At 71.5% G+C, this 20,858-nt stretch carries 24 protein-coding genes; 12 read left to right on the top strand and 12 right to left on the bottom strand.

Annotation, left to right across the window (positions count from 1 at the left end; translation table 11 throughout):
- Nucleotides 1–7: 7 nt before the first annotated feature.
- Nucleotides 8–1,294, bottom strand: coding sequence for a DUF6986 family protein (locus tag STRNI_RS34380; RefSeq protein WP_159489634.1), 1,287 nt, complete (start codon nt 1,292–1,294; stop codon nt 8–10).
- A 195-nt stretch (nt 1,295–1,489) separates the two neighbouring features.
- On the opposite strand from STRNI_RS34380, the gene STRNI_RS34375 reads away from it, so the two are divergent.
- A complete protein-coding gene (locus STRNI_RS34375; protein ID WP_018093691.1) occupies nt 1,490–2,008 on the top strand; it encodes a DinB family protein in 519 nt (172 codons plus the stop codon).
- A 106-nt stretch (nt 2,009–2,114) separates the two neighbouring features.
- Here the strand turns inward: STRNI_RS34375 and STRNI_RS34370 are convergent, their stop codons facing one another.
- The 4 genes from STRNI_RS34370 to STRNI_RS34355 form a co-directional block, all read right to left on the bottom strand.
- Nucleotides 2,115–3,077: an electron transfer flavoprotein subunit alpha/FixB family protein gene (locus STRNI_RS34370; RefSeq protein WP_018087502.1), complete on the bottom strand. Its 963-nt coding sequence runs from the start codon at nt 3,075–3,077 to the stop codon at nt 2,115–2,117.
- Nucleotides 3,078–3,128: 51 nt separating this feature from the next.
- On the bottom strand, nt 3,129–3,914 hold the full coding sequence (locus STRNI_RS34365; protein ID WP_026169262.1) for an electron transfer flavoprotein subunit beta/FixA family protein: 786 nt from the start codon (nt 3,912–3,914) through the stop codon (nt 3,129–3,131).
- 251 nt (nt 3,915–4,165) lie between these two features.
- Entirely contained in the window at nt 4,166–4,672 is a 507-nt protein-coding gene (locus STRNI_RS34360) for a flavin reductase family protein (RefSeq protein WP_018087504.1), read from the bottom strand.
- A gap of 225 nt (nt 4,673–4,897) precedes the next feature.
- Entirely contained in the window at nt 4,898–5,317 is a 420-nt protein-coding gene (locus tag STRNI_RS34355; protein WP_277412599.1) for a TlpA family protein disulfide reductase, read from the bottom strand.
- Between the two features lie 74 nt (nt 5,318–5,391).
- Between STRNI_RS34355 and STRNI_RS34350 the strand changes: the two genes are divergently transcribed.
- Nucleotides 5,392–5,808 (top strand): DUF4395 domain-containing protein, encoded by a 417-nt coding sequence (locus STRNI_RS34350; protein WP_018087506.1) that lies wholly within the window; start codon nt 5,392–5,394, stop codon nt 5,806–5,808.
- Between the two features lie 157 nt (nt 5,809–5,965).
- Nucleotides 5,966–6,682, top strand: coding sequence for a lysophospholipid acyltransferase family protein (locus tag STRNI_RS34345; protein ID WP_018087507.1), 717 nt, complete (start codon nt 5,966–5,968; stop codon nt 6,680–6,682).
- Nucleotides 6,683–6,703: 21 nt separating this feature from the next.
- On the opposite strand, the gene STRNI_RS34340 is transcribed toward STRNI_RS34345, so the two are convergent.
- The 5 genes from STRNI_RS34340 to STRNI_RS34320 form a co-directional block, all read right to left on the bottom strand.
- The gene (locus STRNI_RS34340) at nt 6,704–7,402 is read right to left on the bottom strand and encodes a B3/B4 domain-containing protein (RefSeq protein WP_277413355.1); all 699 of its coding nucleotides are present in this window, start codon (nt 7,400–7,402) and stop codon (nt 6,704–6,706) included.
- A 66-nt stretch (nt 7,403–7,468) separates the two neighbouring features.
- On the bottom strand, nt 7,469–8,047 hold the full coding sequence (locus STRNI_RS34335; protein ID WP_277412598.1) for a transglutaminase domain-containing protein: 579 nt from the start codon (nt 8,045–8,047) through the stop codon (nt 7,469–7,471).
- 75 nt (nt 8,048–8,122) lie between these two features.
- Nucleotides 8,123–9,211 (bottom strand): threonine aldolase family protein, encoded by a 1,089-nt coding sequence (locus STRNI_RS34330; protein WP_078518477.1) that lies wholly within the window; start codon nt 9,209–9,211, stop codon nt 8,123–8,125.
- Nucleotides 9,190–9,951, bottom strand: a complete 762-nt coding sequence (locus tag STRNI_RS34325; RefSeq protein WP_026169264.1) for an SDR family NAD(P)-dependent oxidoreductase — start codon at nt 9,949–9,951, stop codon at nt 9,190–9,192. The genes STRNI_RS34330 and STRNI_RS34325 overlap by 22 nt, the downstream gene beginning before the upstream one ends.
- A 59-nt stretch (nt 9,952–10,010) precedes the next feature.
- Complete coding sequence (locus tag STRNI_RS34320) at nt 10,011–11,408, bottom strand: DUF6421 family protein (RefSeq protein ID WP_159489644.1); 1,398 nt, start codon at nt 11,406–11,408, stop codon at nt 10,011–10,013.
- Nucleotides 11,409–11,961: 553 nt separating this feature from the next.
- On the opposite strand from STRNI_RS34320, the gene STRNI_RS34315 reads away from it, so the two are divergent.
- The 4 genes from STRNI_RS34315 (at nt 11,962) to STRNI_RS34300 (ending at nt 15,401) form a co-directional block, all read left to right on the top strand.
- Nucleotides 11,962–12,645 carry a glycerophosphodiester phosphodiesterase gene (locus tag STRNI_RS34315; protein WP_018087513.1) on the top strand — a complete coding sequence of 228 codons (684 nt, stop codon included), beginning with the start codon at nt 11,962–11,964 and terminating at the stop codon, nt 12,643–12,645.
- 166 nt (nt 12,646–12,811) lie between these two features.
- Nucleotides 12,812–13,693 (top strand): ABC transporter substrate-binding protein, encoded by an 882-nt coding sequence (locus tag STRNI_RS34310; protein WP_277412597.1) that lies wholly within the window; start codon nt 12,812–12,814, stop codon nt 13,691–13,693.
- Entirely contained in the window at nt 13,690–14,592 is a 903-nt protein-coding gene (locus STRNI_RS34305) for an amino acid ABC transporter permease (RefSeq protein ID WP_229838304.1), read from the top strand. Before STRNI_RS34310 ends, STRNI_RS34305 begins: the two co-directional genes overlap by 4 nt.
- Complete coding sequence (locus tag STRNI_RS34300; protein ID WP_159489648.1) at nt 14,589–15,401, top strand: amino acid ABC transporter ATP-binding protein; 813 nt, start codon at nt 14,589–14,591, stop codon at nt 15,399–15,401. Before STRNI_RS34305 ends, STRNI_RS34300 begins: the two co-directional genes overlap by 4 nt.
- A 64-nt stretch (nt 15,402–15,465) precedes the next feature.
- On the opposite strand, the gene STRNI_RS34295 is transcribed toward STRNI_RS34300, so the two are convergent.
- Together STRNI_RS34295 and STRNI_RS34290 are read right to left on the bottom strand one after the other, a co-directional pair.
- On the bottom strand, nt 15,466–16,305 hold the full coding sequence (locus STRNI_RS34295) for an aldo/keto reductase (protein WP_266449144.1): 840 nt from the start codon (nt 16,303–16,305) through the stop codon (nt 15,466–15,468).
- A 147-nt stretch (nt 16,306–16,452) separates the two neighbouring features.
- A complete protein-coding gene (locus STRNI_RS34290; RefSeq protein WP_093646842.1) occupies nt 16,453–16,986 on the bottom strand; it encodes a GNAT family N-acetyltransferase in 534 nt (177 codons plus the stop codon).
- Nucleotides 16,987–17,123: 137 nt separating this feature from the next.
- On the opposite strand from STRNI_RS34290, the gene STRNI_RS34285 reads away from it, so the two are divergent.
- The 5 genes from STRNI_RS34285 (at nt 17,124) to STRNI_RS34265 (ending at nt 20,855) form a co-directional block, all read left to right on the top strand.
- Nucleotides 17,124–17,510, top strand: coding sequence for a VOC family protein (locus tag STRNI_RS34285; protein WP_018087519.1), 387 nt, complete (start codon nt 17,124–17,126; stop codon nt 17,508–17,510).
- 154 nt (nt 17,511–17,664) lie between these two features.
- Nucleotides 17,665–18,279, top strand: a complete 615-nt coding sequence (locus STRNI_RS34280; protein ID WP_277412596.1) for a DUF5134 domain-containing protein — start codon at nt 17,665–17,667, stop codon at nt 18,277–18,279.
- Nucleotides 18,280–18,417: 138 nt separating this feature from the next.
- The gene (locus tag STRNI_RS34275; RefSeq protein WP_262039030.1) at nt 18,418–19,353 is read left to right on the top strand and encodes a M56 family metallopeptidase; all 936 of its coding nucleotides are present in this window, start codon (nt 18,418–18,420) and stop codon (nt 19,351–19,353) included.
- 63 nt (nt 19,354–19,416) lie between these two features.
- Nucleotides 19,417–20,160, top strand: coding sequence for a phosphatase PAP2 family protein (locus STRNI_RS34270; RefSeq protein WP_266449151.1), 744 nt, complete (start codon nt 19,417–19,419; stop codon nt 20,158–20,160).
- Entirely contained in the window at nt 20,157–20,855 is a 699-nt protein-coding gene (locus STRNI_RS34265) for an HAD family hydrolase (RefSeq protein WP_159489661.1), read from the top strand. The genes STRNI_RS34270 and STRNI_RS34265 overlap by 4 nt, the downstream gene beginning before the upstream one ends.
- Nucleotides 20,856–20,858: the final 3 nt, after the last annotated feature.

Below are 20,858 nucleotides of genomic sequence, written 5' to 3'. Positions count from 1 at the left end.
TGTCGCCTCAGACTGCCGTAGCTGTCGGGCGGCCCGCGAGGGCGTCCAGGTCGGCGCGCGTCAGCCCGGTCAGACGGGCGACCTCGGCGATGTCCACGGCTCCGCAGTCCAGACCGCGCAGCAGATAGCCGCTGAGTGCCTTGGCGGTGGCGGGCTCGTCCATGACGTCCCCGCCGGCCTTGGCGACATACGCCGCGAGCCGGGCCGCGGCCTGCTCCAGGCCCCCGCGGTAGAAGGCGTAGACCGCCGCGTAGCGGGTGGGCAGGTGGGCGGGGTGCATGTCCCAGCCCTGGTAGTAGGCGCGGGCCAACGAGCGGCTGACGAGGCCGTAGTGGAGCCGCCAGGCCTCGTGGACCCGGTCGGTCGTGCCGACGGGCAGGACATTGGTCGAGCCGTCGGAGAGCCGTACTCCGGTGCCGGCCGCCGCGACCTGCATCACGGCCTTGGCGTGGTCGGCCACCGGGTGGTCGAGGGACTGGTGGGCGGCGCTGACGCCGCAGGAGGCGCTGTAGTCGAAGGTGCCGTAGTGCAGGGACGTGGCGCGTCCCTCGGCCGCTTCGATCATGCGGGCGACGGTGGCCCGGCCGTCGGCTCCCAGGATCGACTGGGTGGTCTCGATCTGGATCTCGAAGCCGATCCGGCCGCTCTCCAGGCCGTGCGCCTTCTCGAAGGCCTCCAGCAGCCGGACCATGGCGGTGACCTGCTCGGCGTAGGTCACCTTGGGGAGCGTGAGGACCAGTCCGCCGGGCAGACCGCCGGCCTCCATCAGGCCGGTGAGGAAGATGTCGAGAGTGCGGATGCCACGGTCGCGGACGGCGGCCTCCATGCACTTCATCCGGATACCCATATAGGGGGCCGCGGTGCCGTTCTCATTCGCGGCGGCGACCAGGGCGGCGGCGCGGGCCGCGGCCGCGTCCTCCTCGGCGTCCGGGCGGGGGCCGTAGCCGTCCTCGAAGTCGATGCGCAGATCCTCGATGGGCTCACGGACCAGCTTGGCGCGGACCCGGTCATGAACATCGGCGGCGAGCGCGTCGGGGATGCCGAGGACGGCGGCGAGCGCACCGGCGTCGGGGGCGTGCGCGTCGAGGGCGGCGAGCGCCTGGTCACCCCAGGAACGCAGGGTGTCGGCGGCGAAGGCGTCGCCGGGGACATAGACCGTGTGGACCGGCTGGCGGGTGCCGGGGTCGCCCGGGTAGCGCCGCGCCAGATCCGCGTCCACCTGGGCGAGAGCGGCGCCGATGCCCTCGCGTACGGTGTCCGCGAGGCTTGTCGCCACGGTCTCCTGCTGCCCCATTCGCTGCCCCTCCCGGTGCTCACGCCCGACCATCGAGCGTATTCCGCTTAACGGAATCAACAATCCGTATAGCGAAGTTAACGGGGTCATTCGGCGAGGTCAACACCCCTCGCCCGGGGCGACGCAGGTCACGGGTGTGCGGCCGGGCCGGAAACCCCGTGGCGCGGCGGAGCCGGCACCGCCAGACTCACCCGCATGACTTGGATCGCACCCCCCATCGAGCGCAGAGAACTCCCCACCGTGGCCGGTGAACGGGAGATGCTGCAGGGCTGGCTCGACTTCCATCGCGACACCCTGCTCGCCAAATGCACCGGACTCACCGCCGACCAGCTCATACAGGCGAGCAGCGCACCGTCCACCCTCACCCTGCTCGGCCTCGTGCGCCACATGACGGATGTCGAACGGACCTGGTTCCGCAAGCGCTTCCTCGGTGAACGGGTCGGCGACCACTACTTCACCGAAGCCAGCCCCGACGCCGATTTCGACGACCTCGACCCGGCCGCCGCCGAGGAGCACTTCGCGGCCTTCCGTGCCGAGATCGATGCCTGCGACAAGGCCGTGGCGGACAGCGGGCTGGACGAGACCTTCCGCACCTCCCGGGGCCGCACGCTGAGCCTGCGCTGGATCTACGTCCACATGATCGAGGAGTATGCGCGCCACAACGGCCATGCGGATCTGCTCCGCGAGCAGATCGACGGCACGACGGGCGCCTAGGGCGTGACGCGCGCGGCTCCTTGGGCCGCGGCAGCACGAGGCCCCGTACGCAGCGCGCGTACGGGGCCTCGTTGCGTGCGCCGAAGGGACCGGCACCTCGACGGGCTCAGCCCTTGCGGGTCTTGACCTCGTCGGTGAGGGCCGGGACGACCTCGAAGAGGTCGCCGACCACGCCGTAGTCGACCAGGTCGAAGATGGGTGCCTCTTCGTCCTTGTTGATGGCGACGATCGTCTTCGAGGTCTGCATACCGGCGCGGTGCTGGATGGCACCGGAGATGCCCGCCGCGATGTACAGCTGCGGCGAGACCGACTTACCGGTCTGGCCGACCTGGTTGGTGTGCGGGTACCAGCCGGCGTCCACCGCGGCACGCGAGGCGCCGACGGCCGCACCGAGCGAGTCGGCGAGCGCCTCGATGACCGGGAAGTTCTCGGCGCCGTTGACGCCGCGGCCACCGGAGACCACGATCGCGGCCTCGGTCAGGTCCGGGCGGCCGGTCGACTCACGCGGGGTGCGCGAGACGATCTTGGTGCCCTTGGAGGAGTCGGCGACGGTCACCGCGAGCTGCTCGACCGTGCCGGCGGCCGGGGCGGCCTCCGGGGCGGCGGAGTTGGGCTTGACGGTGATGACCGGGGTGCCCTTGGAGACGCGGGACTTGGTGGTGTACGAGGCCGCGAAGACGGACTGCGTGGCCACCGGGCCCTCGTCGCCGGCCTCCAGGTCGACGGCGTCGGTGATGATGCCGGAGCCGATGCGGACCGCGAGGCGGGCACCGATCTCCTTGCCCTCCGCGGAGGACGGCAGCAGCACGGCGGCCGGCGAGACCGCGTCGTAGGCGGCCTGCAGCGCGTCGACCTTGGGAGCGACGAGGTACTCGGCGAACTCCGGCGCGTCGGCGGCCAGGACCTTGACGGCGCCGTGCTCGGCGAGGACCTTGGCGGCCTCGTCGGCGTGCGGGCCGAGGTGGACCGCTACCGGCTCGCCGATGCGGCGGGCGAGGGTGAGCAGTTCGAGGGTGGGCTTGCGGACGGCGCCGTCCACGTGGTCGACGTAGACAAGAACTTCAGCCATGGGATTGCTCTCCTGCGGGAAGAATGAGGGCGGTGGGAAGGGCTGCGCGGCTCAGATGAACTTCTGGCCCGCGAGGAACTCGGCGAGCTGCTTGCCGCCCTCGCCCTCGTCCTTGACGATCGTGCCCGCCGTACGGGCCGGACGCTCGGCGGCGTCCTCGACCTTGGTCCAGGCGCCCTCGAGGCCGACCTCGTCCGCCTCGATCTCCAGGTCCTCCAGGTCCAGGGACTCCACCGGCTTCTTCTTGGCAGCCATGATGCCCTTGAAGGAGGGGTAACGCGCCTCACCCGACTGGTCGGTGACGGACACGACGGCCGGCAGCGCGGCCTCCAGCTGCTCGCTGGCGGTGTCGCCGTCCCGGCGGCCGGTGACCTTGCCGTCGGCGACGGACACCTCGGAGAGCTGGGTGACCTGAGGGATGTTCAGCCGCTCGGCGAGCAGCGCGGGCAGCACACCCATCGTGCCGTCGGTGGAGGCCATACCGCAGACGACGAGGTCGTAGCCGGTCTTCTCGATGGCCTTGGCGAGCACGAGGGAGGTGCCGAGCGCGTCCGTGCCGTGCAGGTCGTCGTCCTCGACGTGGACGGCCTTGTCGGCGCCCATCGACAGCGCCTTGCGCAGCGCGTCGTTGGCGTCCTCGGGACCGACGGTGAGGACCGTGATCTCCGCGTCGTCGGCCGCTTCCTTGATCTGCAGGGCCTGCTCGACGGCGTACTCGTCGAGCTCCGAGAGCAGACCGTCCACGTCATCACGGTCGACGGTCAGGTCCTCGGCGAAGTGCCGGTCGCCGGTGGCGTCGGGCACGTACTTCACACAGACAACGATCCTCAAGCTCACGCCGACTCTCCTACCTGCTTCGTCTCTTCAGAACTGCCTTGTGCTGGCAGCATAGGCGCCTGTTGGGGCGGCTCCCGGTCGGATCCGGTTCCCCACGCCGACCGTCATATTACTCGCCAGTACATCCAGTCTCATGCCCCGAAGCAAGGCCGTCGAAATGTGACCTTGCCAACGGCCCTGAACGGGCGAAGAGGAAGCCGCGCCGGAACCCCGAGCGTGTCGCCGGACCCGGGAGGTCCGACGACTGCCCGTCAGTCCCGCAGCGCGTTGAAACGGCCCTGGTGATAGAGGAGCGGACGGCCGGGCCCCGCGGGGTCGCCGACGACCGGCTGGGCGAGCACGAGGCAGTGGTCGCCGGCCGGTACCCGTGCCACGATCTTGCACACCATCCAGGCCAGGACACCGTCCAGGAGGGGCACGCCCTCGGGGCCGGTGTACCAGGAGGTGGCGGGGCCGAAACGGTCGGCGCCGCTGCGCGCGAAGGTCGCGGCCAGCTCCTGCTGGTGCTCGCCGAGTATGTGGACGCCGATGTGCTCGGCCTCCGAGACGGCCGGCCAGCTGGAGGAGCCGGTGCCCACGCCGAACGAGAGCAGCGGCGGGTCGGCGGCGACGGAGGTGAGGGAGGTGGCGGTGAAGCCCGCGGGGCGGGAGCCGGGCGCGGTGATCACCGCGACGCCGGCGGCGTGCTGCCGGAAGACCGAGCGCAGGAGCTCGGGAGAGGCGGTGCGGGGCGTGCCGAGGCCGGGCAGGGCCGTCATGGAGTTGTCCTTCTGCTGTCGAGTACGAGCCCGGGCAAAGCCGCCGACGGCCGTGGGGCGGCCGGCGGCACTGATGTCGTCGCTGCTCACATGCCCGGACAGCGGGCGCTGGCAGTCCGCAGAAGGTCGACGTGGGCGCGTCCGTAGAGAAGGGTTCCTGGCCGCATCACGTCAGAGTGACGATTCGTGACCCACAGCGTCAAGGGGCGCCCGCCATCTGGGAGATCAATCACGGACGGCCGCGCCCAGCGCCGCGATGACATCCGCCTTCCGGGGCTGTCCGGAGGCGCGGCGCACGATCGCGCCCTGTGCGTCGAGCACCAGCACCGTGGGGGTCCGCAGCACATTGAGCCCCCGTACGAGGTCCAGATGGTCCTCCGCGTCGATCTCGACATGGGCCACCCCCTCGACCATGCCGGCGACCTCGGTGAGGGTGCGCCGGGTGGCCCGGCAGGGCTGGCAGAAGGCACTGGAGAACTGCAGCAGGGTGGCCCGCTCCCCCAGCGCCGCCCCGATCTCGGCGGCGCCCAGCCGCGCCGTGTCGTCCCGCTCCCGCACCGTCAGCCTCCCATTGCGGCGTCGGTGCCATACGCCGAAGGCGCTCGCCGCCGCGAGCACCGCGATGCACACCATGAGTCCAGTCATCGAGGGATGCAGCGTTCACGGGACCGCAAAGATTCCCGGGGCGTATCCGGCCCGCTCTGCGGAAGGGTGAGGGCATGACTGTCGACAGGATTGACGTACGGGGCCCGAGGTTCGGCGCGGCGCTGACCACCGTCGTGCTGGCGGCCGTGCTGATCACCGGAAGCGGTCCGCTGCTGGCCTTCCAGGCGCTGGTCTTCGCGGTCGGGGCGGTGGCGGGTGTGCCGCGGTCGCCCTATGCCTGGCTGTTCAAGGTGGCGGTGCGCCCACGGCTGTCCCCGCCGACGGAGTTCGAGGGCGCCGCCCCGCCGCGCTTCGCCCAGGGTGTGGGGCTGTTCTTCGCGGTCGTGGGGCTGGCGGGTTACTTCGTGGGGCCGGAGTGGCTGGGGCTCGCGGCCACCGGCTGCGCGCTCGCGGCCGCCTTCCTCAATGCCGTGTTCGGGTACTGCCTGGGGTGCGAGATGTACCTTCTGCTGCGGAGAACGGCGGGCTGATCCGGGGCCACGTGAGAAGAATCTCCCGGCCCTGGCGGCCGACGCGCTGGCCGCCACGGCCGACATCGGGCACGATCTCCCGAAAGCCGCAGTTACGACTGCGTAGGTTTCCGCCGGGAGAACCCTCCCCAGGCGTGGAAAAGGGGTCCTCCGGACAATGGCAGAGCTCGTCTATCCGCCGGTGATCGGCGCCGCCCGCACGCTCTTCAAGGCGCTCGATCTGAAATTCGACATCGCCGGGACGGACCACATTCCGCGCCGCGGCGGGGCGGTTCTGGTGAGCAATCACATCGGGTACCTGGACTTCGTCTTCGCCGGGCTGACCGCGCGGCCGGCCAAGCGGCTGGTGCGCTTCATGGCGAAGGAGTCGGTCTTCCGGCACAAGGTGTCGGGTCCGCTGATGCGCGCGATGAAGCACATCCCCGTGGACCGCGGCCAGGGCATGCATGCCTACAAGCACGCGCTGTCCGCACTGCGTTCGGGTGAAATCATCGGGGTCTTCCCCGAGGCGACGATCTCCGAGTCCTTCACCCTGAAGAACTTCAAGTCGGGTGCGGCGCGGCTGGCCCAGGAGGCCGGGGTGCCGCTGCTGCCGGTGGCGCTGTGGGGCACCCAGCGGCTGTGGACCAAGGGCCACAAGCGCGATCTGGGCCGGAACCACTTCCCGATAACGATCCGGGTGGGCGAGCCGATCGAGGCCGACCCGGCCGAGCAGGCCGAGAAGATCACCGACCGGCTGCGGTCCCGGGTGCAGGACCTGCTGGAGGCGGCCCAGCGCGCCTACCCCGTACGCCCCAAGGACCCCGAGGACACCTGGTGGATCCCGGCGCACCTGGGTGGCACCGCCCCCGCGGCGCCCGGGAGCCCCGCGTAACGACGCCGGGACCGGCCCGGATCAGCCGGCGCGGATCTCACCGATCTCGATCCGGGCGTCCGGGCAGGCCCGGTGCAGCGCCTCGGCCAGCTCGGCGCCCGCGGCCGTCAGTTCGTCGAGCGTCATGGGGGCCATCCGCTCCAGCAGGAAGAGGGCGCTGACCGAGTCCTCGGTGAGACGGGTGCGGACACCCTGCCGCCAGTTCCAGCGGCGGCAGGTGACGCCCTCGTCGTCGCACCAGACCACCTCGCCCGCGTCGGGGTACTCGACGGTCTCGGCGCCTCCGGCCGCGGTCGCGAACGGCTCCTCGCCGGTGGCCCGGACGAGCCGCATACCGCCCTGGATGCGGTCCAGGTCCTCACCGCCCACGGGAATGAGATGGGCGACGCTGATCGCGTTGTAAAGATCGACGAGACGGTTGATACGCGGCAGGCCGCCGTCCGCGAGCGCCCGCCTGGCCAGCGCCTCGGCGGAGTTGCGGGTGCGCGAGGGCTTGCTGCCGAAGGCGGTGTACGCGGCGCGCCAGGCGGCGACGTGCGGATCGTCTTGCGGAGCCCGTCCGCCGAGGCGTTCGGTCAGCCGGCGGGTGGCGTCCTCCAGGAGCGCCGCGCCGGCCTCGTCGCTGGGCCCGTTGGTCAGACCGTGGGCCTCCACGGCGAGACAGGCGAAGCCGGGTGCCAGGGCGCGCACCTCGTCGGAGATGTGCAGGGCACAGGCCATGTCGGAGACATGCGGGTCACAGGCGATGTCGGAGACCTGCGAAGGGCTGGGCATCAGGGCCGTTCCTCAGAGATCGGTGGGGAGCGTCTGCCAGAGGTGAGGCCGGTCGACGGCCTCACGGAGGCATTGGAGCACGGCCGGGTGCGGTTCAGCAAATAGCACCGGGTAGTCCAGTTCATTGCACTCAGGTCGCACGGTGAAGGCGAGCTGTTCGCGGTCGAGGCGGAACTGTGCGTCGACGCCGGGCTTGTTGCCCCGCGGATCCTGCCGGGCCCAGCGGTCCTCACTGGGCAGTTTGACGGCCACCAGGCCGTGGACGACCTCGAACTTCTGGTAGCAGAGCGCGGTGGGGATGCCCTCCGCCCGCAGCAGGGCCGCGAGCGCATGCGCCTTGGCGTAACAGATGCCGGTGCGCTGGGCGAGGACGTCGGAGGCGCGCCAGGTAGCCCGTGGATCTCCGACATCCCGACTGTGCGGGATGGTGTCGCGGACGAATTCGAAGGCGGCCTTGGCGTATGCGTATGCATCGGGGGCGTCGACGGAGAGCGTGGCCGCGGTGGCCCGGACGCGTGGATGCTCGTGGTCGATGACCTCGCCGGACGCCAAGTAGGCAGAGATTTCCGGGGTGTTCTGGATCAGCTCCATGCCCGGGGAGCGTAGCTATGCGCCCGGCCGGGAGTCAATGACTTTCCGACCGGGAGCATAGCTATGCAGTGCCGTCTAGCGGCCCATCTCCTCGCGGAGTGCGGCGAGGAAGCCGTCGACGTCCTCCTCCGCGGTGTCGAAGGCGCACATCCAGCGCACGACACCGGCCGACTCGTCCCAGAAGTAGAAGCGGTAGCGCTTCTGGAGCCGCTCGCTGACGTCGTGCGGCAGCCGCGCGAACACCCCGTTGGACTGCACGGGATAGAGGATCTCCACCCCCCCGATCTCCCGCACCCCGGCCGCCAGCCGCTGCGCCATGGTGTTGGCGTGCCGGGCGTTGCGCAGCCACAAGTCCTTGGCCAGCAGCGCCTCCAACTGGACGGAGACGAAGCGCATCTTGGAGGCCAGCTGCATGGACAGCTTCCGCAGATGCTTCATCGCCCGCACCCGGTCGGGATTGAGCACGACCACGGCCTCGCCGAAGACCGCACCGTTCTTCGTGCCGCCGAAGGAGAGGATGTCGACGCCCACGGCGTTGGTGAAGGCCCGCATCGGGACATCGAGCGTCGCCGCGGCGTTGGCTATCCGCGAGCCGTCCAGATGCACCACCATGCCGCGCTCATGGGCGTGTTCGCAGATCGCCCGGATCTCGTCGGGCGTGTAGACCGTGCCGAGCTCCGTGCTCTGGGTGATCGAGACGACCTGCGGCATGGCACGGTGCTCGTCGTCCCAGCCGTACGCCTCGCGGTCGATCAGCTCAGGGGTGAGCTTGCCGTCCTCGGTCGGCACGGTGAGCAGCTTGAGCCCGCCGACCCGCTCGGGCGCACCGCACTCATCGACGTGGATGTGCGCGGAATCGGCAGCGATCACCGCACCCCAGCGGTCGGTGACGGCCTGCAGGGCGACGACATTGGCGCCGGTGCCGTTGAACACCGGGAACGCCTCGGCGCGCTGCCCGAAGTGGCTGCGGATGACACGCTGGAGGTGCGCGGTGTAGTCGTCCTCGCCATAGGCGACCTGATGGCCGCCGTTGGCAAGGGCGAGCGCGGCGAGCACCTCGGGGTGCGCGCCCGCGTAGTTGTCGCTGGCGAAGCCGCGTATCTCGGGATCGTGGTGCTGCCGGGCGTCGGTCTTCGCACCGGTCACGGCTCGGGGGTCAGCCACAGACGCTGTCCATTCACTTCCTGCGCGGGCCGGCTCCAGACCCCGGCGATGGCCTCGGCCAGCTCCGTGACATCCGTGAAGCCCGCGAACTTTGCGTTGGGTCGCTCGGCGCGCATCTGGTCGTTGACGAGCGCCTTCACGATCAGGATGGCAGCAGCGGCGCGCGGCCCCTGCTCACCCCCCGCCTTGCGGAAACCGTCCGCCATGGCCAGCGTCCAGGCCTCGGCCGCGGCCTTGGAGGCGGCATAGGCGGCATTGCCGCCGGTGGGCTTGCTGGCGCCGGCCGCGCTGGTGAGGAGAAAACGGCCGTTGCCGCTGCGCTCCAGGGCCTCGTAGAACGCGAGGGAGGTGTGCTGGACGGTGCGCACCAGCAGCTTGTGCAGCATGTCCCAGTCGGTCAGGTCGGTCTCCGCGAAGGTCGAGGAGCCGCGCCAGCCGCCGACGAGGTGCACCAGGCCGTCGATCCGGCCGAATTCCTTCTCCGTACGGTCCGCCCATTCACGGGCCTGGTCCGGGTCGAGGAGGTCGACGGTGTCCCCTATCACCGTGGCGCCGCCATGGGCGTAGCGCGCCGCGTCCACGGCCTCCGCCAGTCGCTCGGGGTTGGAGTCCGAGCCGACCACCACCGCACCCGCTTCGGCCAGACGCAGCAGGGTCGCCCGGCCGGCCGGTCCGGCCGCTCCCGCCACCGCGATGACCGCACCCTCCAGCGGCCCCTGTCCGCCCGTCGAAGTAACCATCTTCGTCGCCTCCTCGTCCTGCTGCTGGACGGCCTTCGGCCGGGTGTTCCGCTCGGTTTTCATGCCGCCGCCAATGCGTCGCTGTGGGCCGTGATGCCCTTGGTAGAGGCGATCACAGCACGCAGCTTCTTGGCGAGCGCTTCGTAGAACATGCTCAGCGGGAATTCGTCGGGGAGCACGTCGTCCACGAGTTTGCGCGGCGGCTGGTCCAGGTCGAGGGCCTCGGGCCCCTTGGCCCAGACCGAGCCCGGGTGCGGTGCGAGGTAGGTCGAGACGAGGTCGTACGCAGCGAGCCAGTGGACCAGCTTGGGCCGGTCGATGCCGTCGCGGTAGAGCTTTTCGATCTCGCCGCACAGCTGGTTGGTGACCTTGGGCGCCCGCTCCCAGTCGATGTGGAGTGTGTTGTCCGTCCAGCGTACGACGTCGTGCTGGTGCAGGTACGCGAAGAGCAGCTGGCCGCCCAGGCCGTCGTAGTTGCGGACGCGGTCGCCGCTGACCGGGAAGCGGAACATCCGGTCGAAGATCACTGCGAACTGCACATCGCGTGCCTGGGAGTACCCCTCGGCCTCCAGCTTCACGGCCTCCTTGAAGGCGGTGAGGTCGCAGCGCAGCTCCTCCAGGCCGTACATCCAGAACGGCTGGCGCTGCTTGATCATGAACGGGTCGAACGGCAGGTCACCGTGGCTGTGGGTGCGGTCGTGCACCATGTCCCACAGCACGAACGCCTGCTGGCAGCGCTCCTGGTCGTCGAGCATCTCGCGGAGGTCCTGCGGGACTTCGAGGCCGAGCGTCTCGATGGCGGCCTCGCTGACCCGGCGGAAGCGGGCGGCCTCGCGGTCACAGAAGATCCCGCCCCAGCTGAACCGCTCGGGAGCCTCGCGCACGGCGATGGTCTCCGGGAAGAGCACGGCGGAGTGGGTGTCGTACCCGGCCGTGAAGTCCTCGAAGGTGATGCCGCAGAAGAGGGGGTTGTCGTAGCGGGTGCGCTCCAGCTCGGCGAGCCAGTCCGGCCAGACCATGCGCAGGACGACGGCCTCGAAGTTGCGGTCCAGGTTGCCGTTCTGGGTGTACATGGGGAACAGGACGAGGTGCTGGAGGCCGTCGGCGCGCTGCTGGGCGGGCTGGAAGGCGAGCAGCGAGTCCAGGAAGTCCGGCACACCGAAGCCGCTGTCGGCCCAGCGGCGCAGGTCGGCGGCGAGCGCCTCGTGGTAGGCGGCGTCGTGCGGCAGCAGCGGGGCGAGCTCGCCGACGGCCGCTATCACGCGGTCGACCTCGGCGCGGACGGCGTCGGCGGTCGGCGCGCCCTCCGCCGCCAGGTCGATCGAACCGTCCTTGGACTGCCACGGGCGGATGGTCTCGACCGCGTCCTTGAGCACGGGCCACGCCGGGTGCGCGACCACACTCTCTGCGGTCGTGGTGGCCCCCCGGACACCCACAGGCGAAAGAATTTCCGTCATGACTGCCCTCCGGCGGTAGATCGTGTTGTCAGGCCACGGTAACCAGCCGAGGATCGCCCGCTCAAGTGGTGCCGGTGAAAATTTTTCTGCCGACACCCCGCGCTCACGCAGATTTTTCCTGTGTGTGACGGCCTAGACGGCACTTCCTGCCCGTGACGCCCAGGCTTCCGGCGCTTCTTTCAGGGCCTGTTGACGGGGAAAGCGCACCTTTCCGCGTCCTCGGGTGCCGCCGTCCGAGCGCCGCGGCAGCCGCCGCCCGCAGCCGTATGGCATATGCCACACTCGGCTCCCCAGCGCCACCGCTCCCGTGGTGACCGGGTCCCGACGGGCCCGTCAGCGCGGTGAGGACTCGCCCACGCGAGGGTGAGGCGGTCTGGAACCCGGAGATGGCGGGTACCCGTACTGGACACACCGCGGCCCCGTCCGGCACCCCTTTTTCCGCCGTACGGGCCCGTTAGGCTGTGCGCCATTTCGTCACGCCGTTGCCGAGAGTCGACGGTCGACACTGGGACTGAGCCGACAGCAGCACCGAGCCGACAGAAGCGAGGCAGCCTTGTCCTTTCTCACCATCGGACACCGCGGGATGATGGGCGTCGAGCCGGAGAACACCCTGCGCTCCTTCGTGCGCGCCGAGCACGAGGGCCTCGATGTCATCGAACTGGATCTGCATCTGAGCAAGGACGGCGCGCTCGTGGTGATGCACGACGCGGATGTGGACCGGACCACCGACGGCGCCGGTCCGATCGCCGAGCGCACCCTCGCCGAACTGCGCGAACTCGATGCCGGCCAGGGTGAGCGGATCCCCGTCTTCGAGGAGGTCCTGGAGGCGGTCAAGGGGCCGCTGCAGGCCGAGATCAAGGACGTGGCGGCCGCGCAGGCGCTGGCCGAGGTGATGCGCTCGCGCGATCTGGTCGGCCGGGTCGATGTGATCTCCTTCCACGACGAGGCGCTGGCCGCGATCCGGACCCTGCTGCCCGGCGTCCGTACCGCGCTGGTCGGCAGCCGCTACGGCGCCGATGTCGTCGACCGGGCACTGGCCGTGGGCGCGACGATGCTCTCGCTGAACATCCGCCGGCTCACCCTGGAACTGGTCGAGCGGGCCCATGCCGCGCAGCTGAAGGTCGTGGCCTGGACGGTCAACACCCACGACCAGCTCCGTCTCGCCCGCGGGCTCGGGCTGGACGGTGTGGTGACCGACCAGCCCGAGATCCGCCGGGCGGTCCGCTTCACGGCGTAGGACGGCGGGCACGGCTCCGAGCCCGGCGGGGCGTACCGCGTCCCCCGGGCCCCGCCCCGGCACACGGCGAAATCCGCAGTTCACAGCCGTGCAATGTGCTTCCAGCATGCGGACGTTTCCCCCGGCGATCTCGACAGATCACCTCGCGCACTGCCACTCTCCCGCCATGCGCCTCGCCAACCGCCCCCTCCGCCTTGCCGCTTGCGCCACCGTCGCGCTGTTCGTCGCGGCCGTCGGCTGTGCCCCGCAGGACACGTCCCCCGGTGGCCCGGGGGCCGCCGGGCCGGGCAAGCAGAGCTGCGACCGCGGCCAACTGGCCACCGTGGCCGACGGCAAGCTCACGGTCGGCACCGACAAGCCCGCCTACGCGCCGTGGTTCCACGACGACGCCCCGGCCAACGGCAAGGGCTTCGAGTCCGCGGTCGCGTACGCCGTCGCCCGGCAACTGGGCTATGACAAGGGCGCGGTGCACTGGCAGACCGTGCCGTTCAACAACGCCTTCGCGCCCGGCGAGAAGAAGTTCGACTTCGACATCAACCAGATCTCCATCAGCGATGCGCGCAAGCGGGCCGTCGCCTTCTCCTCCGGCTACTACGACGTACGGCAGGCGGTGATCGCGCTCAAGGGCTCCCGGGCCGCGCGCGCCAAGAGCATCGCCGACCTGCGGCGGGTCAAGCTCGGAGCGCAGGTCGGCAGCACCAGCCTGGACGTCCTCCAGGACACCGTCCGGCCCGCGCAGCCGCCGGCCGTCTTCCAGAAGAACGACCTCGCCAAGTCCGCGCTGAAGAACGGCCAGGTCGACGCGATCCTCACCGATCTGCCGACGGCCTTCTACATCACCTCGGCGGAGGTGAAGGACGCCGAGGTGGTCGGGCAGTTCGCCGCCACCGGCGCCGCCGAGGAGCAGTTCGGTCTGGTCCTGGACAAGGAGAGCCGGATCACCGGGTGTGTGACGGCCGCGGTGGACACGCTGCGCAAGAACGGCACCCTGGCCGCGCTGGAGAAGAAGTGGCTGGCCGACGCCGTTTCGGTTCCGGTGCTCAAGTGACGTACGGAGAAGGTGTGGTGAAGACCCGTACGGCGCAGACGGGGGCCGACGACGGGTATGTGCCCTCGCCGCGGCGGATCGAGCGGGAGCGCTTCAAGCGGGCCAGGGCCCGGCGCGCCACCGCTGTCGCCGCGCTGAGCACCCTGGTCACCGGCGCCGTCCTCTTCCTCGTCATCACCCGCTCGCCCGGCTGGCCGCGCACCCGCGAGACCTTCTTCAGCCTGGAGTACGCCCGGATGGCGCTGCCGAAGGTGCTGGACGGGCTGCTGCTGAATCTGCGGCTGCTGCTGGTGTGCGGGGCGGCGGTGCTGGTGCTCGGGCTGCTGCTGGCGGTGGCCCGGACCCTGCGCGGCCCGGTGTTCTTCCCGCTGCGCGCCCTGGCCGCCGCGTACACCGACTTCTTCCGCGGACTGCCGCTGATCATCTGCCTGCTGATGGTGGTCTTCGGGGTGCCGGCGCTGCGGCTGCAGGGCGTGACCACCGATCCGGTGCTGCTCGGCGGTTCCGCGCTGGTGCTGACGTACTCGGCCTATGTCGCCGAGGTCTTCCGGGCCGGCATCGAATCGGTGCACCCCTCACAGCGGGCCGCGGCCCGGTCGCTGGGGCTCTCCGGCGGACAGGCACTGCGCTTCGTGGTGCTGCCGCAGGCGGTGCGGCGGGTGGTGCCGCCGCTGCTGAACGATCTGGTCTCGCTGCAGAAGGACACCGGTCTGGTGTCCATCGCGGGCGCGGTGGACGCGGTGTACGCGGCGCAGATCATCGCCGGCAAGGACTTCAACTTCACGCCCTATGTGGTGGCCGGACTCGTCTTCGTCGCGCTGACGATCCCGATGACCCGCTGCACGGACTGGATCACGGCGCGCATGGACCGCAGGCGCGCCCAGGGAGGCCTCGTATGAGCACGACGGACGACACCCCGCGGCCGGCCGTGGAGACCGCCGGCCCGGCCGCGCCCGACGGCGGACCGGTGCTGCGGCTGGAGTCCGTACGGAAGACCTACGGGCGGGGCACGGTCGTCCTGCGGGATGTGGATCTGGAGGTCCCGCCGCACACCGTGACCGCGCTGATCGGCGCCTCGGGGTCGGGCAAGTCCACCCTGCTGCGCTGCGCGAATCTGCTGGAGGAGATCGACGACGGCGCGATCTTCCTGGACGGTGCGGAGATCACCGATCCGCGGGCCGACGTGGACGCGGTGCGCCGCCGGATCGGTGTGGTCTTCCAGGCCTACAACCTCTTCCCGCACATGACCGTGCTGGACAACATCACGCTGGCGCCCCGCCGGGTGCACGGGGTGCCGCGCGCCGAGGCGGAGGCGCGGGCCCACGAGCTGCTGGAGCGGCTGGGGCTCGGCGGACGGGCCGGCGAGTACCCGGACCGGCTCAGCGGCGGCCAGCAGCAGCGGGTCGCGATCGTCCGTGCGCTGGCCGGGCGGCCCCGGCTGCTGCTGCTCGACGAGATCACCGCGGCGCTCGACCCGGAACTGGTCGGCGAGGTGCTCGGCGTCGTCCGCGAGCTCAAGGAGGAGGGCATGACCATGGTCATCGCCACCCATGAGATGGGCTTCGCGCGGGAGGTCGCCGACCAGGTGTGCTTCCTGGACGGCGGGGTGGTGCTGGAGCGCGGCACGTCGGAGCAGGTCTTCGGCGATCCGCAGCACGACCGCACCCGGCAGTTCCTGCAGCGGATCATCCAGGCGGGACGGCTGTGAACGGCGGCCGCCGGCCCCGGGCCTGCGTGCTGTCGCCTTGACCAGCTGCGGGCCCGGACACCCCCTAGGCCTGCTCGGCCAACCGGTCGAGGCGGTCACGGTGGTCCGGGGTCAGCCGGAGATGTGCCGCGGCGAGGTTCTCCTCCAGGTGAGCGATCCGGGCGGTGCCCGGGATCGGGAGGATGACCGGCGAACGGTCGAGAAGCCACGCGAGGGAGACCTGGGCCGGGGTGGCACCGAGTTCGGCCGCCACGGCGGCCACCTCGGCCGCCGCGCCTGACGCCGCTCCGGCGACCGGCCTCCACGGCAGGAACGCGATCCCCGCGGCCTCGCAGGCCGCGAGCACCGGCTCGTGCTCGCGGTCGAGAAGGCTGTAGCGGTTCTGCACGCTCGCGACGTCGATGAACTCGCGCGCCCGGCCGAGTTCGGTGACGGTCACCTCCGACAACCCGATCCGGCCGACCTTGCCCTGGACCTGGAGCTCCCGCAACGCGCCGAGCTGGTCGGCGAGGGGCACCTGCGGATCGATGCGATGCAGCTGGAGCAGCTCGATCCGCTCCACCCGCAACCGACGGAGGGCGTTCTCGACCTGATCGCGCAGCGAGTCCGGCCGCCCGTCGTGACTCCACTCGCCGGCGGACGCCGATCGCGCGATGCCGACCTTGGTGGTGATGAGCAGCCCGTCCGCATAGGGGTGCAGCGCCTCGGCGAGAAGCTCCTCGTTCGCTCCCCAGCCGTACATGTGGGCGGTATCGATCAGCGTGACGCCCAGCTCGACGGCCCTTCGCGCGAGCGCGAGGGAGGCCTCCCGGGCGGGGCCCGGCTCGGTCGGCAGGCGCATGGCTCCGAACCCGAGCCGCCGTATGCCCAGGTCCCCGCCGATGCGAAACGTGGTCGATGTCATCTGATGCCGCCCCTCGTTCAAAGGCCAAACGCTAACAGTGCGACGGGCCTTGGCGTGGGTGAGCCGGCGCGCGTGATCCGCGTGCACCTCCGCCTCCGCACCAAGGCGTTCCCCGTCCGGACCCGCGGCCGGTCAACGGGACAGAGGTCAGCCGAGCGGCTTGACCAGCAGCTCGAATTCCAGGTCGGGGCGCTGGGGGATGCCGAAGCGCTCGTCGCCGTACGGGAACGGGGTGCGCTCCCCGGTGCGCCGGTAGCCGCGGCGCTCGTACCAGGCGATCAGCTCCGTGCGCTGCCGGATGACCGTCATCCGCATCTCCCGGGCGTCCCAGATCTCCTGGGCGGTCCGCTCCGCCTCCGCGAGGATCACCTTGCCGAGGCCGCCGCCCTGGAGCTCCGGGCGCACCGCGAACATACCGAAGTACGCGTGGTCCCCGCGGTGTTCGATCTGGCAGCAGGCGATCAGCTCACCGTCCCGCTCGGCGATCAGCAGCCGGCCGGTCTCGTGGCGCACCACGGCGGTGACCGCGTCCGGGTCGGTGCGCCGCCCCGCCAGCAGGTCCGCCTCCGTCGTCCAGCCGCTGCGGCTCACATCGCCGCGGTAGGCCGACTCGATCAGGCCGACGAGCCCGGGGACATCGGCATCGAGGGCGGTACGGAAGGTCAGCTCGCTGGTGGGCATGGTGCGCGGAGTCCTCTCGGCGGACGGGTGCTTCGAGGAGGCTAACAACCGGCGGGTGTACGGCGTCAGGGCCTTTCGTCACGGTCTTCCGGCGGTGGGTGCCCGGCCGTGCGCGGCCGTCGGCGTAGGGTCCAGCCATGGTGCACGTACTGAGCAGCAGGGTGCTGTTGCGGCCGGCCGATCCCGAGCGGTCGCGGGCGTTCTACGGCAAGGCGCTGGGTCTGGAGATCTACCGGGAATTCGGTACGGGGCCCGAGCGCGGCACGGTCTACTTCCTCGGCGGCGGCTTCCTGGAGGTGTCCGGCCACGCCGCCGGCCCGGCCACCGGGACCCTCCAGCTGTGGCTCCAGGTGGCGGACGCGGCCGAGGCACACCAGGAGCTGCTGGCGCACGGGGTGGAGGTGCTGCGCGAGCCCGTACAGGAGCCTTGGGGGCTGATCGAGATGTGGATCGCCGACCCGGACGGCCACCGGATCGTGCTGACCCAGGTCCCGGCGGACCATCCGCTGCGCTACCGCCCCTGAGTCCGTCTCCGCGGCCGCGTCCGGCCGGGGCGGAAAAACGGTCCCGGCGGGCAACACCGCCGCGCTCCCCCCTTGCGCCCGTGCGCTCCCGTGTGCCGGGCGCCCGGCGGGCATCCTGCCCCCGATGCGTACGGGTACGAGGGGGAGGTGCTCCGTGCACGGACCGGTGTGGGTCGGCTGGCTGCTGGTGCTGCTGGGTGCCGCCGCCGGCGCGTACTGCCTGTGGCGGGCGCGTACCGGTCCGGCCGCGCAGCGGGGCGAGGCGCGCGGCGAGGGGCTGATGGCGCTGGGGATGGCGGCGATGGCCTGGCCGGTGGCGCCGCCGTCGTGGTCGCCGTGGCTGTTCACCGCGGTGTTCGGGGCGGCGGGCCTGTGGGCGCTGGCGCGGCGCCATCTGCACCATGCGGTCGGTGCCCTGGCCATGGCGTACATGGCACTCGCGATGGTGATGCCGTCCCAACAGCCGGGCCACACAGGGCAGATGAACCAGATGAGCCCAATAGGCCATCTGGGCCAGATGGACCAGGCGGGCGGAACGGGCCCGATGGCGCACACAGCGCCGGGCGGTGTGCCGTTGCTGACAGGGCTGTTGCTCGTCTACTTCACGGGGTACGTCCTCGCTGCGGGGGTCCGGCTGGCGCCGGCGGCGGGCGCGGGGGCTGTGGAGGCGCCGGCGGGCGGGGCGGTGGCGGCGGCGGGCGCCGGGGTGCTGCGGGCCTGCCGGGTGGCGATGGGGATCGGCATGCTGGCGATGCTGCTGGCGCTGTGAGCTGCGACGACGCCCCGCCGAACGGTTCGGCGCCATGGGCGCGTCCGTTGACCGTTCACACCTGTTGCGGGGGTGGTATGCATCACTTCCGACGCGTGGCCGTACCAACGGGTAGTCGTGCGCTCATAGGGTGACGGCATGATGGTCCCTCTCGCGCTGATGATGCTCGGCGTGCTGGCCGCGGCAATGGCGCCACGGCTGATGGCCCGTTCCGACTGGCCCGACCGGGAACCGGTGCTCGCCCTGTGGGTGTGGCAGTGCGTGGTCGCCGGTGTGCTGCTGTGCTGTCTGCTCGCGATGTCGCTGAGCGCGGCCGCCGCCTGGGAGGGCGTGCGCAGCCCGGTGTTCGGGTTCGCCCCACGGGTCGTCGTCGAGGCGTACGCGCTCCAGGCGCACGGGCCCTGGGCCGGGGCGCTGGCCCTGCTGCTGGCGGGTGGCGGCGCCTGGACGGCCGTCGCCCTGACCCGCGAGGTACGGGCGGTACGCGCCCGTCGCCGGCAGCGGCGGGCCGAGCTGCTGCGCCGCTCCCCGTTGCTGCCCGGCGAGGAGCCCTCCGGGGAGCGTCTGGTCGTCCTGGAGGGGGACCGCCCGGAGGCCTGGTGGCTGTCCCACGCCTCGCCCCAACTGGTCATCACCACTTCGGCGTTGCGTCGACTGAAGGGGCATCAGCTCGATGCGCTGATCGCCCATGAGCAGGGCCATGCGCGGGCCCGGCACGATCTCCTGCTGTACTGCGCCTCGGCGCTGGCCGCCGGTTTTCCGCAGGTCCCGGTCTTCGCCGCGTTCCGCGACCAGGTGCACCGGCTGGTCGAGCTGGCCGCCGACGATGTGGCCTCGCGCCGCTTCGGCCGGCGGACGATCGCCCTGGCCCTGGTCGAACTCAACGAGGACCGCGGGGTGTTCGGCCCCTGCCCGGCCCAGCTCGCCCAGGTACCGGAGCGGGTGGACCGGCTGCTGGCCCCCGCCCCGCGCTTCACCCCCGGCCGCCGGCTGCGGATGACGGCGGTGGCGGCGCTGGTGCCGGCGGTGCCGCTGCTGGTGACCTTTATGCCCGGGTTGAGTGCCCTGACGTAGGGATCGACCCCCTGGGGCGTGGCCCCCTCGCCCGGAACGCCGGGTATCGGCGAGGATCGACGTATGCCACCGACGCCGCAGCCCTCCGTCCGGTCGTCCGCCGTGGACGACGACCGCCGCGCCGACCCCGCCCGTCGCGTCCCGGCCCTCCCGTGCGCCGTCCTGTGCACGGTCGTCTTCGGCCTGCTGCTCACCCTGGTCGCCATGGGCTGGGGGCCCTTGATGTCGGTGGACCGCGCGCTTGCCGGTGTGCTGCACCGGACGGCCGTCGCCGCGCCCGGCTGGACCCGGCTCAACCGGGTGCTCAGCGACTGGCTGTGGGACCCGTGGATGATGCGCGCGGTGCTCGTGGGGGCGGTCGTCCTGCTCGTACGGCGCGGTGAGCGGCTGCTCGCAGTCTGGGTGGCGGTCACCGCGCTCGTCGGGACGGGGCTGCAGCAGGTACTGAAGGCCGTGGTCGGCCGCGACCGTCCGGTCTGGGCGGACCCGGTGGACACCGCGCATTACGCGGCGTTCCCGTCGGGGCATGCGATGTCCGCGCTGGTCGCGGGCGCACTGGTGCTGTGGGTGCTGCGGCTGGGCGGGGCGCGTCCGCTGTGGCGCTGGACGGCCCGGGCGGTGGCCGTGGTCTCGGTCGCCGGCGTCGGCTTCACCCGGGTGTATCTGGGGGTGCACTGGCTGTCGGACGTCGTCGGGGGCTGGCTGCTGGGCGGGGCGCTGGTGGCCGCGGCGGCAGCGGCGTACACCGGGTATGCGCCCCGGCCCGAGGTGAGCGGAGCCGCACGGTGGGCAGGATGGCGGTCATGACGACGATCAAAGGTGTGCTCTTCGACTTCTCCAAGACCCTGCTGCGGATCGAACCCGCCGAGTCATGGCTGCGGGCGGCGCTGGCCGCGTCCGGTACGGACCTGGCCGAGGCCGAGATCGCCCCGCGGGCGGCCGCGCTGGAACGGGCCGGTGCGCTGCCCGGCGGTGCCTCGCCCGCCGAGATCCCCGCCGCGCTGGCCGACCTGTGGGAGATCCGCGACCGCGATGCCCGCCACCACCGCGAGGTGTACACCGGCCTGGCCCGCCAAGTTCCGCTCCCCGGGCCGGAGTTGTACGACGCGCTCTACGACCGCCATATGACGGCGGCGGCCTGGCAGCCGTACCCCGATGCCGCCGAGGTGCTGGCGGAGCTGCACCGGCGCGGCATCCGGATCGGCGTGCTGAGCAACATCGGCTGGGATCTGCGGCCGGTGCTGCGCGCCCATGGCCTGGACCGCTACCTGGACGCCTGTGTGCTGTCCTACGAGCACGGCATCCAGAAGCCGGACCCGCAGCTGTTCGCCGTGGCCTGCCGGGAGTTGGGGCTGGACCCGTCCGCCGTCCTGATGGTGGGCGACGACCGCACGGCGGACGGCGGCGCCACGGCGCTGGGCTGCTCCTTCCTGCCGGTGGACCCGCTGCCGGTGGACCGGCGCCCGGACGGGCTGCGGCCGGTGCTGGACCTCGTGGGCTGAGCG

Source organism: Streptomyces nigrescens, from assembly GCF_027626975.1.
GTDB lineage: Bacteria > Actinomycetota > Actinomycetes > Streptomycetales > Streptomycetaceae > Streptomyces > Streptomyces nigrescens.
Note: the sequence above shows the minus strand (reverse complement) of the source record. Positions and strands in the feature narration are given on the sequence as shown.